This is a genomic window from Chryseobacterium sp. MDT2-18 (assembly GCF_030815285.1).
GTDB classification, from domain to species: Bacteria; Bacteroidota; Bacteroidia; order Flavobacteriales; family Weeksellaceae; genus Kaistella; species Kaistella salivictor.
The window spans coordinates 356308-371567 of sequence record NZ_JAUSWQ010000002.1 but is presented as its reverse complement, the minus strand read 5'-3'; the positions used below and the strand labels follow the sequence as shown (position 1 = coordinate 371567).

Below are 15260 nucleotides of genomic sequence, written 5' to 3'. Positions count from 1 at the left end.
TGTCGCTTACTATTTATTTCCAAACTTTAGAAAAAGGAATCATTGAGAAATTAGGAACTTTTGAGCCAGTATTTCTTTTGATATTAATGAAAATAAAATGTCCTATTATTTTCAATTTCAAATGTTTGGAATAAATTTTCACAAATATTTCGAGATAGAAAAAAAAATTCATACCTTTGCGCACCCGTTTTGGGGAAAATTATGTTTAATCGTAAACGAAAAAAGTGTGAATACATTAAGTTACAAAACCGTCTCAGCTAACAAAGCTACTGCAAATAAAGAATGGGTTGTGGTAGACGCTGAAGGACAGCCGTTAGGAAGATTAGCTTCCAAGGTTGCAAAGATTTTGAGAGGTAAGCACAAAACGAATTTTACACCTCACGCAGATTGCGGAGACAATGTAATCGTTTTGAATGCTGGAAAGATTACCCTTTCCGGAAACAAGTGGGCTGACAAAACTTACATTTGGCATAGTGGTTATCCAGGTGGTCAAAAGTCAATGACTGCGCTCGAACTTCAAAAGAAAGATTCTTTGAAAGTATTGGAAAAATCTGTAAAAGGAATGATTCCAAAAACTAAATTAGGGAATCAATTGTTCAAAAACCTTTATTTATATGAAGGAACCGAGCACAAACATGAAGCTCAGCAGCCAAAAGTAATTAATATTAACGAATTCAAATAATTAATATGTCAGTAGTTCATAAAATCGGAAGAAGAAAAACTTCTGTTGCAAGAGTTTATGTGAGACCAGGTTCTGGTGTGATCACGATAAACAAAAAGGATTCTAAGGAATACTTTGGGACTGACGTTTTAGTTTACAAAGTGAATCAGCCATTTTTGTTAACAGAATCAGTAGGTCAGTATGACGTGACTGTGAATGTTTTCGGTGGAGGTATTACCGGTCAGGCTGAAGCTATCAGATTAGCTATTTCTAGAGCGATGTGCGAAATCAACGAAGAAAACCGTTTGCTTCTTAAGCCACACGGATTGCTTACGAGAGACGCAAGAATGGTGGAAAGAAAGAAACCAGGTCAGAAAAAAGCAAGAAAGAAATTCCAATTCTCGAAACGTTAATACGAGACTGGAGACTTATAGATTGGAGACCTGAGACTTTTTGTCGAATGTCTGTTATCTATTCATCTATTATCTAATCAAAAAATGCCCCGTTAGTTTAGCACCCAAACATTTCTCCCATCAAAGAAATCGTTGATTGCATAAAGCGGCACGTAAACTAAAAACAAAAAAGAGACATGGCAAAAGCAAATGTTAAAGACCTTTTAGAGGCAGGCGTACACTTTGGTCACATGACCAGAAAGTGGAATCCAAATATGGCTCCATACATTTTTATGGAGAAAAACGGTATTCACATCGTAGACTTACATAAAACAGCTGTGAAATTGGACGAAGCTTGTTCAGCTTTGGAAAAAATCACTTCTGCAGGTAAAAAAGTTCTTTTTGTTGCTACAAAAAAGCAAGCAAAAGAAGTTGTAGCGAAATATGCAGCAGAACTTAATATGCCTTATATTACTGAAAGATGGCCAGGAGGAATGTTAACAAATTTTGTTACCATCCGTAAAGCGGTTAAGAAAATGAACCACATTGATAAAATGAAGAAAGACGGAACTTTCGAAACTTTATCTAAAAAAGAAAGACTACAGGTTGACCGTCAAAGAGCAAACCTTGAGAAAAACTTAGGTTCAATTTCTGATATGGTTCGTCTTCCATCAGCACTTTTTGTTGTTGATATCATGAAAGAACACATCGCTGTTACTGAGGCTAAGAAATTGGGAATTCCAATTTTCGCAATCGTAGATACAAACTCTGATCCAAGAAAAGTGGAATACGTAATTCCTGGAAATGATGATGCATCTAAATCTATTGATATGATCTTGAGCGTAGTTTCAGCTTCTATCAAAGATGGTTTGTCTCAAAGAAAAGCAGATAAAGAAAAATCTAAAGAAGAAGGAGAGAAAGTTTCAGCCGATGCTGATGCAGATTTCGATTCCGCTGCTGCAGAATAAGATTTTATCTTCCCAATAAAAAAAGGTTCAGAATTTTTTCTGAACCTTTTTTTTATCTATAACCGGATTCCTTATGGTATAAATTTCGTTCTAATTGGAAATCCCGGTGGCATTGTTACCAGTACCAGTTCTTTCCGCATGGCTTTTATTGGGTATCTTATTGAGTGTTACCAACATATTCTTAGCGATATTCTTGCTCGAATGATATCGTGCTTCGCACATATTACCATATAGCGAATACTCTCCTTTTTTTACGGTCAAAAAATTTTCACCATGTGCAGGAACTGCAAGATTATAAAATTCCTTTCCTTTAATCCTAACAATGATATTACAGTCTCCCGTATTTTTTATTAAAAGAATTGCCTCCTCATTTGAAATATCATTATCAAACATTTGATTTAATAATTTCACTGTCTTTTCCTTATGCGTTGCTGATGTTTCGGTAATTAACTGTCGGAATTCTTCTTCCTCACTCCTGTAATTACTCATACCTGAAGATGTACTCTTCACAGAAGTTCCTGTTGGATCAGTCTGGTCCGCCGCTTTAGCTTTTGAATACTGCACCGCTGAAAAACTCGATTTCTCCTGTTTCATCCATTGCTGATTTTTCAGCGAAACCAGTTTGCGTTTCAGCATGAACCGTCGTGAATCGTCAGGATGAGCCTCCTTCAGAAAGTTTTCGATCTCGGTAATATTATTGCTGTTGACGATATTATTATATTTTTTCTGAGCAGAAATTGCAATACAACTTACTATCGAAAGTGTGAAAAATATTTTCTTCATTAATGTAATGAGCGGTTATTTAATTTTAAATTTAATATAAGTGATGGTTTTCCCTTTGGCAGAAAACAATCCTTCATAATAGGTTTTTATTTCCCGTAATAAAGGGGTCTCGGGATCAAACTCCGGAGCACCATAAATGTCGTGGTTAGCAAACATAATTTCATGACCTAACCCCTGAAGCAGTCCCAGTGTATATCCGTGCAAAAACTCTGAATCTGTTTTAAGATGCATGATTCCATCTTTCTTTAAAATTTTCTTATACCGTTCCAGGAACTCCGGATGGGTCATTCTATGTTTGGTCCGCCGGTATTTTATTTGCGGATCTGGGAAGGTTATCCAGATTTCGTCAACTTCACCTTCATCGAAAAAATGATCAATTAACTCAATCTGCGTTCTTAGAAACGCAACATTGTTCAAATTATTATCGATGGCATCTTTTGCACCAAACCAAAATCTGGCTCCTTTGATATCGACTCCTATAAAGTTTTTTTCCGGGAAGGCTCTTCCCAAGCCTACCGAATACTCACCTTTGCCACATCCCAATTCTAAGACGATAGGATTGTCATTTTTAAATACCTCCTGTCGCCATTTACCTTTGAGATGAAAATCAGCTAAAGCCTCAGCTCTGGTTGGTTGAAATACATTCGGAAGCGTCTTGTTTTCGGCAAATCTTGCCATTTTATTTTTACCCATATTTTTTTCAAAAATCGTTCAAAATTACTTAAAAATAATTTCTTACTGCTTTAAAAATTTAAAAAGAAATCATGATTTATTTACCGGGATTATTTAGAGAAACCACAATTGATTTTTGTATGTTCTTCTATGAAGAAGATCCGGCGCGCCATACGTTCCCCGAAAACACATAACCACCCTTTGTCACCACAATGGAAATTTCTGCATATTAAGGTGCCGCAAGGGTATAGTTCGCATTTCCCACTCCTTCAATTCTTACAATTAAATTACAGTCTGAGATGTATTCTCAACACAATACTTTCTTTCCGGAACAGTCTTATTTCATTTGCGCAGAAGATGTGTTCATCAACATTTTGACAAAAGCAGAAGTGGAAAATGAAAAGTAAAAAAGGGTGGCTTCAGCCAATGATAAACGGAAGTATTTATTGTATCAACCCGTAACCAGATTATTGTCTTTAAAGCAAGGATATCTCCAAGGATAAAAAATAATAAGCAAAGTCAATAATGACGACTGTAATTTACCTAAACTCGTTCATCAACTGCGAGTTTTTTAATCTTCTTTGATAAATAGGCAGATATTTGTCGATATAAATCGCGACTGCTTCATAATTATTAGCCTTTACAAAAGGATAAAGGTTGTCTGAAGAATAGACAAACTGCAGGAAGTTGTCGATGAGATTTACGGGTATTTTAAGGTTGGTAAAGTATGCTTCACCATAATAGTTTCTGATATTGGTAACTGCGACATTCATTTTTTCATATTGTTGCGCCCGCTCCTGTTTTTTACGCTCGCCCGATAAAATGTCATAAATACTTTCTAAACTAAATGTAAGTCCGCCTCCGCTGAATCCTGCTACGGGTAACTGAGGGGATGTTCCATCTCCAACGGGTGCCGGAAGGCCAATCATCTTTTGCAGTTCCCATGTTTTATCTCCATTTTTCAGGGAACTCACATCCTTTTTAAGATTTCCGGTAGGCTTAAATTTATTAATCACCACTTCCTGTATGTCATAGTAGGCGATTTTTAGTTCTACAAAATTTTTATCGGTCTGGAGTTGCTCGGCAGTCACCTTCACATCAGTACGATCGGTCACTATAGAAGTAAAACGGATTATATCTCCCGGTTTTGCAGGGATTTTGAACGTTCCAAAATAATCGGTATAAACCGTCTTTTGAGCGGTAATATTGGTGACATATACCTGATTAAGATAATACACCGATTTATCTCTAATCAAAATTTCACCGGAAAAAAACTGGGACTGAACTTTAATTAAAATAAAAAAAGTGAGCAGTAAAAAAACTTTCCTCATACAGTGCACAAAATAAATGAATTTTTTACTAATAATTCTAATTTGGATTTCAAAACATGGTTAAAGTTTGGTTAAATGGTCCAAATAAATGTTAATGGATTTTATTTTAATGGTTTACTTTATTAAAACAAAAAATCCCCGGAAGTTTTCCGGGGATTAGGATGATAAAGACCAAAGTCCTATTTTTTGATAAATTTCAGTTGGGCTGCCTCGCCATTGTCATCTATCGCGATAACATATACTCCTTTCTGCAATTGAGAAACCTGTACTTTATTATCGACTACTTTGCCTTTACTGACAGTTTGCCCTGTCATATTGTAAATGGTGTAAGTTGCTTTATTACCTACTTTAGTAACATTCAATACGTCAACTGCAGGATTAGGGTACAGCTGTATATTTGCTTTGGTACCACTTTCACCTACTGCAAGACTGCCAATATCTAACGTATAATCTTCAACCTGTCCATATCCCGAATAACCGCAAGGAGTTCCATTACTGCCTTCACTGGTATCATGTAATCTCACTCTCATTCTGGTAAGACCTGATTTTGCATTCTGAGGAATAACTACAGACCCAGTCCAAGGAGATTTTTTCATTCCTGAAACCACAACAAGTTCGGAGTCATCAAAGTTTTTGTCCTGATTAAAATCGATCCAAACCTTTACTTCGTCAGTGGCAAATGATCCTGTACCCGTAGCGTTGAATGCATAAGTCATTCCTTTGGTTACATTTCCTACTACGGAGGTAAAATCTTCATATCCCGCTTTACTTGTTGAACTTTTATTAATGTTAGCAAATGTTACATTACTAATTTTCTCATAACTAGTAGAACCCGCTCCCGCTGTGCAGTATGTAGCAACAGTCGTAGTAAAATTAACAGATGTCGAGAATGAACCTGTAACCCCAGTACAAACCGCCGCAACCTGAACTTCATAAGCAGTACCTTCAGCTAATTCGGTAATGCTATAGCTGCTTTTGGAAGAAGCGACCTCCGTCCACATACCGTCTGATACTTTTTTATATCTTACTTTATAGGTAGCATTACTAATTGGATCCCAGCTCAGATTTGCCGCAGTATTTGAAATTCCATAAACTGCAAGTCCTGCCGGCGCTGAGTTATCACATGCACTGGTCACGGATACTACCACCGGAGCAATTGCATAAAATACATTTCCGATCGCAGAAATTCTCATTTTCATAGCCGTGTTTGTTGCAAACGATGCAAAGATAAAGTCTTCAGTTCCGTCGTTTGGTGTAGATTCTGTTAAAACCGTCCATGTTGTGCCATTATCTGTTGTATAATCAATTTTCACATTCGTCACATTGAACGGAGCGGCGTTTGTTCCTGCTACATCCCAGTTCAATGGACCTGGAGCATTGTTATAAACTTTTGTAGAGGTGATTTTAAATGGTCCATTAGCACTTACCGTTACTTTCTGAGCAGCAGTTTGAGTTTGCTGTTCTGTTACATCGGGATTATTATCTCTAACTGTAACTTTAAAGTTAGAGTCTCTTGCTATCGCTGACACCGCTTCCCAACCATTCGGGTTACTTAGAGTGCCTGTCATTACGGTTTCCAGTTTTGGAAAATATCTTGTTGGATTAGCAGTTCCCATAATTGATCTAAAACTTGCACCATTTCTTGTGGTTCCTAAATTAGATTTAGAAATAGGCTCAAATGTATCATCTACCTGTTCCCAAGTATAATTCAGAACATCATTTTCGGGATCAGTCGCCTGAGCGGTCAATACAAAAGCTGTTCCTTTGGGAATGGTTACATCCGGCATTGGCGTAATAACAGGTGGGTTATTGGTAACAGCCGTTTCGATATCACACGTTTTATCGTTCAAATTAGTTTGAACCTGTATAATAGAGTTAATGTGAAAATAAGGATCAGAATGGCGCTGAATATCAGTTGCACCAGTAATTCCTGCATACCCCATGATTGTAGATCCTGAGCCAGGCTCCACATTTTGTCCTGAAAACTCACTATTATGAGAGAAAGTATGGTTTGCGCCTAATTGGTGACCCATTTCGTGCGCTACATAATCGATATCGAAGTTATCGCCAAACGGCTTTCCATCAGCTGGAGATGTAATACCTGAACCTTTTTTCGTATTGGTAGGAATCCCACTTCCATTTACTGATGGACTCTCACAAACACAGCCGATACAACCTGCGTTACCACCACCACCATATGCTCCAAACATATGGCCGATATCGTAATTTGCTTCACCTGCAACTGCTGTAATTGCTTTTTGAGTTTCTAAGTTCCAAGCAGAAGGAACGCTGCTTACTGTCGCTGTTGTAAATGGATCTGTAGATGCATCGGTATAAATTAAACTCGGGAAATCCTGAAGAATTAAATGAAGACCAAAATCTTTTTCAAAAACACCATTGCAACGGGTTAATGTTGCATTAATGGCAGCCATAGCTCCGGCCACACCACCAAAATAAGTAGTATATTCCCCATTAGTAGTCATTACCAAGCGCATTGTTCTGTACTTTTTGTCAGAAGCTTTGCTAAAATCGCTGGGATTATTAGTGAAATTTTTTCCAGACATGTAAAGCTTGTCGATCTGCTGTTTTGTTAAAGGCTCTTCGCTTGTAGAACAAACAAATGCTTTATCGGCTTCCGATTTATTGGTTTTCGGGTGAACACCGTAAACGGTTTTACCTGTATTTTGTGGCTCTATGAACTCATAAGCTCCATTCCTAAGAATCATCGACTGGAAATCGTTCGGTGCCACACTGAATCTTACATACGCTGTAGGGTCATCAATCCCAACGCCTACATAAGAACCCAATTGGTAACGATCCTGCAAAGACTTCACCACAACAGGCGCACTGTACACTGCAAATCTTTCAACTTTGCCATCAAGAGTTGGCAGTTGAATCTCTACCGGCTTTGCGCTCTTTCCGGTTTCCTGCGCATTGGCAAGTTTGGATCTCATCATCTTGAGATCTAAGGAATAGTATTTTTTTACGTTGGATGAAAGCCGGATTTTCTCGCCTTGCATTGATGTTGGACTCCATTGTGCAAAAGCTGCCGTGCCCATCAATCCACAAAGTAAGGAAGTAAAAATTTTCTTCATATAAGACTAATTTATTTATTAAATATCATTAGCCAAAAGTAATTTTTTTTTGTTAGACGTCAAAATAAAATTGACAACTTTCCCTTTAATAAATAAATTAATCCGTATTTATCCCTCATAAAAATTAACATATTTATAATTAAATGCTACTAAATTATTAAAAATCAAATTTAGGGAAACTATTTAAGAAATAATTGTCGTAATAATAGCTCAAAAACAAGCCATCCGGCATTCGCACTATAAGCTATATCATTAAAAAGAATAAGCGATATTCCAGGAAAATCCCATATTAAATTTTGCGGAACTTTTTCCAAATCCCGGAACGATCATCGGTTTAATTTCATCCTGTTTAGTACTGAACAATAAATATTTGGGCTGAACAGTGGCTTCAATATAAAAAGGGGAATCAAACAACTGTACTCTTCCGCCAATATTTGCCTCCATCCAATAAGAACTTTGATTAGATGCAGGGAATGCCTGAGACGCATCACTCCCACCATATCCCCGGATCGGAATGGCTTTATATTCCTGATTATAAAAGGAGCCCGCTATTTTTCCACCAACAAAAAAGCCATTCGTCGGATTTTCCTGGTCGTGGGCTAACATGTAAAGTGTCCCTAATTTTAGAAAAGGCCCACTGACCGAAGCATCATATCCGTTTTTTTGATAAATATTCTTTTCAAAACCTGCATCTGCGATGGCGTACCAATTTCCTTTTATATGTGAAGAGACGAAACCCTGAAATAATTTCCGATCTGAAAAAGCGCCAACTCCTGCATTCAAAACATCAAAACCGGCTAAAAAATTAGGTTCGTATTTCCATTTTACTTTAAGCGAATCCTGCTCCTTTTGAGCAAAAGTCATCAAGAAAAGAAAACTAAAAAAGAAGGTAAAGATGCGTTTTGCTTTCATCGATGATTTGGTTTTGATTTTGTTCAACTCCCAAAACTGCATTGGGAACTTCGAGTACAGAATTTAGATTCTGATACAATTTTTTTATTCCACACGCCGGGGAAACATATTGGGAAGTCGTGGTATAATTAATTTTAATTTCAGAATTCACAGCCACTCTGGAAACGCCCACATACATCTTCGTAAAAGGCTGGTCATCTACCCGCAATGGAATCAAAACAGAATCTGTTTTTACGACAGTGCCAAAAACCCCAATCGGGCCTGAGCCATAATCTACCGCAATAAAAAGGGAATCCATTGTTTTCATTTTTCCGCTGGATTTAGTCTTGAATTTAATCTTCATCCGCGGGGTTGCTTCACCACCGATGCAGATATCATCATCTGAACCACAGGAACAGAGAAACAAGAAAATGAGCAGCAAGAAAAGGATTTTTTTTTTCATTATTTAGGATCCAGGGCTTTTTGTATTCTATACGTCAAATCTTCATAATGATACTTATTCACAAGATCAGCCGGTTTTTTTACGGCAATATTTTCCTTAATGTTATTTAAAGTTCCACGCACCACTGCAGCAACATCGGAATTTTTAGAAACTTCCGCAGTTCTTGAAAATCTGTTTGCCGATGAGGGTTTCGCATTTAGTAAACCGATCAGTGACTCCACGTAATTGCGTTGTAGATTTCGCCGGTAAATATCTTCGGTTGAATTAGTGAAAATATTTTCCTTCAAATCGTTCATATAATCAACCAATGCATACGCATCTGCATCCTCCGTTTGGCTCTGATTTATCATTTGAAGAACATTGTCTGCCAAAATTCTATTTAAAACGGTGGTCTGAAGATTTTCCACCAAATTAACAGGTGTCTTTTCTGTGTTCTGAAAAACTTCTTTCTTTAAAAGCCATTCCGGTGTTGTAAAAATATTTTGATTTAAAAATTCTAAGGCCCGCTTCTGATCTGCTTTAGAAACTACTTCATAAACAGAACCACTTTGTTCAATTGTTTTCGGTGTTTCTAACTGTCCGCCAATATATTTGGACACATGTCCCAGATATCTCGAGAACTGCCCTGTCACCTGATCGTACATTATTGAAAGATTGCTGAAATCTTCATTAGGTTTTTTCGTCCAGTCCTGAAGATTATCTACAATCCGTTTTAAATTTTTAATACCGTAGGCACTTGCAATCATTGCATCATCACCCACCTGTTCACTCTGAGAACGTGGATCGTAAGGATTACTTTCCGTACCAAACCAAAGACGGTTATTTTTCAACTTGGTAATCACCCATTTATTAAGGTGCTCTTTTTCTTTATCCGGAGAATTATATTGGTAAAACCGGCGGTAACCCCACTCAATTGCCCAATCATCATAATCACCAATTCTTGGCATTATGCCAGCTTCGGTGACTTTATCTTCTGGCTGTGCAACATAATTAAATCTGGCATAATCCATAATAGACGGTGTATGACCGTTTTTTTCCAGCCAGTTCCGATCACGAAGTTTCTCTACCGGAACGGTTGAACTGGATCCGAAATTATGTCTTAACCCTAAAGTATGACCCACTTCATGAGAAGAAACGAAACGAATAAGCTGACCCATTAATTTATCGTCGAAATCCATCTTTCTTGCGCGCGGATCATTGGGTGATGCCTGCACAAAATACCAATTCCGCAGCAAAAGCATTACGTTATGGTACCAATTGATATGGCTTTCTAAAATCTCTCCGGTTCTGGGATCTGAAATCGACGGACCTGATGCATTGGGAACATCAGAAGGTTTGTAAACAATTGCAGAAAATCTGGCATCTTCTAAACTCCATTCCGGATCATCTTTAGTATTGGGAACTTTAGCATAAATCGCATTTTTAAATCCTGCTTTTTCAAAGGCCTTCTTCCAATCATTAACACCTTCCATTAAATACGGAACCCATTTTTTAGGAGTTGCCGGATCGATATAAAATACAATCGGTTTTGCGGGCTCTACCAACTCGCCTCTTTTATATTTTTCCAAATCTTGAGGTTTCGGTTCGAGTCTCCATCTTTTAATCAAAGAAACTCTTTTTACTCCTTGAGGATCTAAATCAAAATCGGTATACCCCACTGCGAAATAACCCACCCGAGGATCAAAGTATCTTGCCTGCATTTTATTCTCCGGAAGCAAAACCAGAGAAGAGTTTATTTCTACCGTATAGTTTCCGCTGACTACGGGTTTTTCCTGTCCAGGTGGAACTGTAAGACGCCCTAATGTTTTAGCAAAAGTTTTGGTGGTATTAATTTCAATATTATTGGGAAAAGATTTAACAAAATTAATGTAAGATTTGTCTTTTTGGAAGGCGCCGACTTTGTAACCCATTTTCACAGTGGCATCAAAGGATACCAGTTCGTTGTCTGCATCAAGCATATCTGTGGCATCGATGACGTATGATTTTTTATCTTCTCCGAATGCCTTAATATCAAAAGACATAATAATGGCGTGCACATTATTCCGCATTACAGAATTATACATTTGAGAGGTAGAATCTTTTGCGTAATCTACGAAGGAAATCGATTTGATGAAAATTTTATCCTGCGGCCCTTTTTCAAAAGTGATTACATTCTGCCCAATCTGGTCTCCTGCATAACCACTCGTTCCCGAGCGCATTCCAGCAGCCGCTTTGGTTAATCGGCTCACCAATAAAAATTCTTTACCCAGAAGCGTCTGTGGAATTTCAAAGTAAAATTTGTCCTGAACTTTATGAACGGAAAGAACCCCTAAATCTGTGATCGCTTTATCAGTAATCACTTCTTTGTATGGTTTTATCTTCTCTGGTTTTTTTGCACCAGGTTTAGCTTTAGCAGTTGCAGAAGAATCTGATTTGACAACCACGGTGTCTTTAACCTGCGCTGTTGCGGCATTCACAAAGCCTACCAATACAGTAAGCACAAAAAAATTCTTTAATCCTTTCATAATTATTTATTAAAAAAATAAAAATAGTGTTTATATTTTAATTAGTAAAGCAATATTTTCAACATGATGCGTTTGTGGGAACATATCTACAGGTAAAATCTTCACCAGCTTGTAATGGTCTTTCATCAAAGCTAAATCTCTCGCCTGTGTGGCAGAATTACAACTTACGTAAACGATTTTTTCCGGTGCGATTTTCAGAATTTGCTCTACTACTTTCTGGTGCATCCCGTCTCTTGGCGGATCGGTAATCAGTACATCTGCCTTGGGATGTTGTGCGATAAATTCATCATTGAAGATTTCTTTCATATCACCACAATAGAAGGTGCAGTTGGTTAAACCGTTCAGTTCTGCGTGTTCTTTTGCGGCATCAATCGATTCCTGAACCGACTCAATTCCGATGACCTGTTTGGCTTTTTTCGCAACATACTGAGCAATTGTTCCAGTTCCGGTGTACAAATCGTAAACGACCTCATCACCTTTTAAATCAGCAAATTCCAAAGTTTTTGCATATAAATTTAAGGCTTGTTTATAATTCGTCTGGAAGAAAGATTTGGGTCCGATTTTAAATTTCAAGCCTTCCATTTCTTCCATTAAAAAACCATCGCCAAAATAAGTTTGAACGTCCTGATCGTATAAAGAGTCATTTTGTTTTGAATTGATACAGAAAAGCAACGTTTTAATCTGTGGAAATTCGCCCAACATAAAGTCGAATAATTGCTGCTGATTTTCTTTTTCTTCCCGGAATAACTGAAATAAAACCATCCACTCGCCTTTTGAATTCTGACGGAACATGACGGTTCTCAAAAAACCCTGCTGACCTTTGACATCAAAAAACTCTAAACCATTTTCTATCGCATGTTTTTTAATCGCCAGCCGCATTGCATTCGATGGGTCTTCCTGAAGGAAACATTCTTTCAAATCCAAAATCTTGCTCCACATTCCTGGAATATGAAATCCTAAAGCATCGCGATTTCCGAAATTCTCTTCAGAACTGATTTCATATTGGGTGAGCCAACGTGCATTGGAAAAAGAAAATTCCATTTTATTACGATAAAAATACTGTTCATCGCTCCCGAGAATTGGCAAAGTTTCAAAATCTTCAATTCCTCCAATTCTTTTAATATGATTGAAAACTTCGTCCTGTTTAAATTCCAGTTGTTTTTCATAAGAAAGATTCTGCCATTTGCAACCGCCACAAACCCCGAAGTGAATACATTTCGGTTCCACACGGAAAGGTGATTTTTCGACAATCTCAATCATTTCTGCTTCGAAGTAATTGGATTTTGATTTTTTTACGCGGGCATTTACAATATCTCCGGGAACCGCACCTGAAACCAAAACGGTTTTTCCTTCAGCGGTTTTTCCTACAGCAACGCCTTTTGAACCGGCAGAAACCAATTTGATATTCTCTAAAACAATATTTTTATTTCTCTTTCTCATGACAATTAATCTGGAGGCAAAAGTAAGGTTTTAAAATAAAAAAACCGGAAGTTTTCCCGCTTTGTAGTTTTTAATTATTGATTTTGTGCTCTTTATAATCTAATTTTTATTGGCTATGTAATAATCTCTATTTTTCAAGTAAAACAATCCTGAAAGAGAACCTAAAAAGAGAAACGACATGGTCCACAAAAATCTGGTCGAAAGGTTATTTTTAAAGACATCAATAATGAGAACAACGGTCGCCAAAAAGTTGGCAATTAATCCTGCGTAGATCAAGACAAGGCCTAAATCATAAGGGGTCCCCAAACTTTCTAAATTAAGAGTTACCGAAAACACCGTGAAAATCAATCCAAATATGGCAACAGGATAAAGGATATTTTCGGGAATAAGGAGTTTTGAATTCATCGTAAAATTTTCATTAAATATAAAAAAATTCCTGCCATAAAAATGACAGGAATATATTTTGAACAGGCGTAATATTATTTAGCTGCAGGCACAGGAGGCTGAACCAAATCATTTTGCAATGTCGCTTCCGGTGCAGCAGGCGCTTTTAATCCCGTCATTTTATCAAGCATGGTCACTAATTCCGGATCACCTAAATTAAAGAAAAACTTGCTGGCCACTTTGCCTTCTTTATCGATAAGGATAAATGATGGAAGTTTGAAACCAAAGATTCCTAAATCTTTTGCAATTTGGGAGTTCATACCGGCTTCACCATATGCATTAGTTCCCGGGAATCCCATTAACATTGCTTTGCTTGTTTTAGAAAACTGATCTTTTGTGTCATCTAAATTGACATAGATAAAATCCATTTTTGATTTGTAGAAGTTGGTAATTTCTCTCAGAACCGGAATGGTCGCTTCGCTAATATATGGATTCCAGGAAGCGTAAAACATTACCATTGCAGGTTTTGCTTTGTTATCTGCTAATTTGAAAGCGCTGCCATCTTCTTTCACTAATTTTGCAGCTGAAATCGGCTCACCCACTTTAGGCCCGGAAAGAACGAACTGAATATGCTGTAAATCTTTTTTGATTGTTGCATCTTTAATTTTATCCTGGATCAGTTTAGTAATTTTTGCAGCATTTTCTGGAGTCGTAGAAGGATTGATATCACTGTTCGACATTACAAATGCCAACAGATAATCTTTCTCTAACTGAGGCATATCTTTTTTGGTATCTAAAAAATTAGAAAACAAAACGGAAGAAGTTTCCTGACCCGATTTATTGTGAGCTTCTGCATACGTCTGGAAATCCTTACTTAATTTCCCCAATAAATAATTTCTGTAAATCGGTTGATTTTTCAACATTCTGTCTTTGTTTGTACTCATCTTCGCTTCAGCATCGGTAAAGTTTTTGGAAACTTTATAGTCTGCTTTTCCGGTTGCCTGTGCGTGATTCATTTCGTACTGAGTCATCAGTCCAAGAATACTTGCATTCAATTCGTCTTTTTTCCACTGAACAGCTTCACTGTCTGCTGATGTTTTTTTAGCGGCAGCATCAATTCTGCTTTCTAAATCGGTTCCTATTTTTTCAACTTCTTTTAAAAATGCAGCTTCGTCTTTAGTTACCAATTCACCAACATTTATTTTTCCTGCATATTCCTGGATAGAAGCTAATGATTCCTGGATGAAGTCATTATTTTTCTTCGCATCGCCGGTCACTGTAAATTTCGCGGGGAAAGCGTCTGCCTGTCCTGAGATATTTACCTTCTGACCTCCTTTAAGATAAACCATCGCCTGTTTACCTGCATAAGTCATAATATACATACCGTCTTTCGGAGCCTCGAAGCTTCCGGAAAAGCTTCCTTTGCTGTCTACTCCAATATTAATCAACGGAAGTGTCGCTACGCCAGATGCTTCTATAAATTCAATTCTTTCTAATGGTGATCCACCGGCAAAATTACCGGAAACTTCCACTTTTTTTGAACATGACATTGCAGCGAATGCAACCAATAGCATTAAAAAATACTTACTCATCTTTATTGTTTTTCTTTTATTTAATTAAAATTGATTCAACCAAACTACCCTTGTTTTTAAATCTGAGCAAAAATAGGGTTTTCA

At 37.3% G+C, this 15260-nt stretch carries 13 protein-coding genes; 3 read left to right on the top strand and 10 right to left on the bottom strand.

Going from position 1 to position 15260, the window contains the following annotated elements:
• Window positions 1-226 precede the first annotated feature (226 nt).
• The 3 genes from rplM (at window position 227) to rpsB (ending at window position 2021) form a co-directional block, all read left to right on the top strand.
• Window positions 227-682, top strand: a complete 456-nt coding sequence (rplM, locus tag QF004_RS03665; protein WP_307422811.1) for a 50S ribosomal protein L13 — start codon at window positions 227-229, stop codon at window positions 680-682.
• Window positions 683-687: 5 nt separating this feature from the next.
• Window positions 688-1074 carry a 30S ribosomal protein S9 gene (gene rpsI, locus QF004_RS03660; RefSeq protein ID WP_307422808.1) on the top strand — a complete coding sequence of 129 codons (387 nt, stop codon included), beginning with the start codon at window positions 688-690 and terminating at the stop codon, window positions 1072-1074.
• 176 nt (window positions 1075-1250) lie between these two features.
• On the top strand, window positions 1251-2021 hold the full coding sequence (gene rpsB / locus QF004_RS03655) for a 30S ribosomal protein S2 (protein WP_133439550.1): 771 nt from the start codon (window positions 1251-1253) through the stop codon (window positions 2019-2021).
• 90 nt (window positions 2022-2111) lie between these two features.
• On the opposite strand, the gene QF004_RS03650 is transcribed toward rpsB, so the two are convergent.
• From QF004_RS03650 to QF004_RS03605, 10 genes are all read right to left on the bottom strand, one after another.
• Complete coding sequence (locus tag QF004_RS03650; protein ID WP_307422804.1) at window positions 2112-2804, bottom strand: DUF6759 domain-containing protein; 693 nt, start codon at window positions 2802-2804, stop codon at window positions 2112-2114.
• Between the two features lie 15 nt (window positions 2805-2819).
• Window positions 2820-3497 (bottom strand): tRNA (guanosine(46)-N7)-methyltransferase TrmB, encoded by a 678-nt coding sequence (trmB, locus tag QF004_RS03645; protein WP_307422801.1) that lies wholly within the window; start codon window positions 3495-3497, stop codon window positions 2820-2822.
• Window positions 3498-4015: 518 nt separating this feature from the next.
• Window positions 4016-4732 (bottom strand): hypothetical protein, encoded by a 717-nt coding sequence (locus QF004_RS03640; RefSeq protein WP_307422798.1) that lies wholly within the window; start codon window positions 4730-4732, stop codon window positions 4016-4018.
• A 254-nt stretch (window positions 4733-4986) separates the two neighbouring features.
• The gene (locus QF004_RS03635) at window positions 4987-7902 is read right to left on the bottom strand and encodes a reprolysin-like metallopeptidase (RefSeq protein ID WP_307422796.1); all 2916 of its coding nucleotides are present in this window, start codon (window positions 7900-7902) and stop codon (window positions 4987-4989) included.
• 252 nt (window positions 7903-8154) lie between these two features.
• Window positions 8155-8814 carry a DUF6048 family protein gene (locus QF004_RS03630; protein WP_307422792.1) on the bottom strand — a complete coding sequence of 220 codons (660 nt, stop codon included), beginning with the start codon at window positions 8812-8814 and terminating at the stop codon, window positions 8155-8157.
• Window positions 8780-9256, bottom strand: coding sequence for a DUF6452 family protein (locus tag QF004_RS03625; RefSeq protein WP_307422789.1), 477 nt, complete (start codon window positions 9254-9256; stop codon window positions 8780-8782). The genes QF004_RS03630 and QF004_RS03625 overlap by 35 nt, the downstream gene beginning before the upstream one ends.
• Complete coding sequence (locus QF004_RS03620; protein ID WP_307422786.1) at window positions 9256-11760, bottom strand: zinc-dependent metalloprotease; 2505 nt, start codon at window positions 11758-11760, stop codon at window positions 9256-9258. The genes QF004_RS03625 and QF004_RS03620 overlap by 1 nt, the downstream gene beginning before the upstream one ends.
• Window positions 11761-11790: 30 nt before the next feature.
• Window positions 11791-13200 carry a 23S rRNA (uracil(1939)-C(5))-methyltransferase RlmD gene (rlmD, locus tag QF004_RS03615; protein ID WP_307422782.1) on the bottom strand — a complete coding sequence of 470 codons (1410 nt, stop codon included), beginning with the start codon at window positions 13198-13200 and terminating at the stop codon, window positions 11791-11793.
• Window positions 13201-13299: 99 nt separating this feature from the next.
• Window positions 13300-13605: a hypothetical protein gene (locus QF004_RS03610; RefSeq protein ID WP_307422778.1), complete on the bottom strand. Its 306-nt coding sequence runs from the start codon at window positions 13603-13605 to the stop codon at window positions 13300-13302.
• A 74-nt stretch (window positions 13606-13679) separates the two neighbouring features.
• A complete protein-coding gene (locus tag QF004_RS03605; protein ID WP_307422775.1) occupies window positions 13680-15176 on the bottom strand; it encodes a redoxin family protein in 1497 nt (498 codons plus the stop codon).
• Between the last annotated feature and the right edge of the window lie 84 nt (window positions 15177-15260).

Excerpts from the sequence above, each read along its gene's own strand:
- QF004_RS03650 (WP_307422804.1), bottom strand. The coding sequence starts at position 2,804 with ATGAAGAAAATATTTTTCACACTTTCGATAGTAAGTTGTATTGCAATT.
- trmB (WP_307422801.1), bottom strand. The coding sequence starts at position 3,497 with ATGGGTAAAAATAAAATGGCAAGATTTGCCGAAAACAAGACGCTTCCG.
- QF004_RS03620 (WP_307422786.1), bottom strand. The coding sequence starts at position 11,760 with ATGAAAGGATTAAAGAATTTTTTTGTGCTTACTGTATTGGTAGGCTTT.
- QF004_RS03605 (WP_307422775.1), bottom strand. The coding sequence starts at position 15,176 with ATGAGTAAGTATTTTTTAATGCTATTGGTTGCATTCGCTGCAATGTCA.
- rlmD (WP_307422782.1), bottom strand. The coding sequence starts at position 13,200 with ATGAGAAAGAGAAATAAAAATATTGTTTTAGAGAATATCAAATTGGTT.
- QF004_RS03630 (WP_307422792.1), bottom strand. The coding sequence starts at position 8,814 with ATGAAAGCAAAACGCATCTTTACCTTCTTTTTTAGTTTTCTTTTCTTG.
- QF004_RS03610 (WP_307422778.1), bottom strand. The coding sequence starts at position 13,605 with ATGAATTCAAAACTCCTTATTCCCGAAAATATCCTTTATCCTGTTGCC.
- QF004_RS03635 (WP_307422796.1), bottom strand. The coding sequence starts at position 7,902 with ATGAAGAAAATTTTTACTTCCTTACTTTGTGGATTGATGGGCACGGCA.
- QF004_RS03625 (WP_307422789.1), bottom strand. The coding sequence starts at position 9,256 with ATGAAAAAAAAAATCCTTTTCTTGCTGCTCATTTTCTTGTTTCTCTGT.
- rpsB (WP_133439550.1), top strand. The coding sequence starts at position 1,251 with ATGGCAAAAGCAAATGTTAAAGACCTTTTAGAGGCAGGCGTACACTTT.
- rpsI (WP_307422808.1), top strand. The coding sequence starts at position 688 with ATGTCAGTAGTTCATAAAATCGGAAGAAGAAAAACTTCTGTTGCAAGA.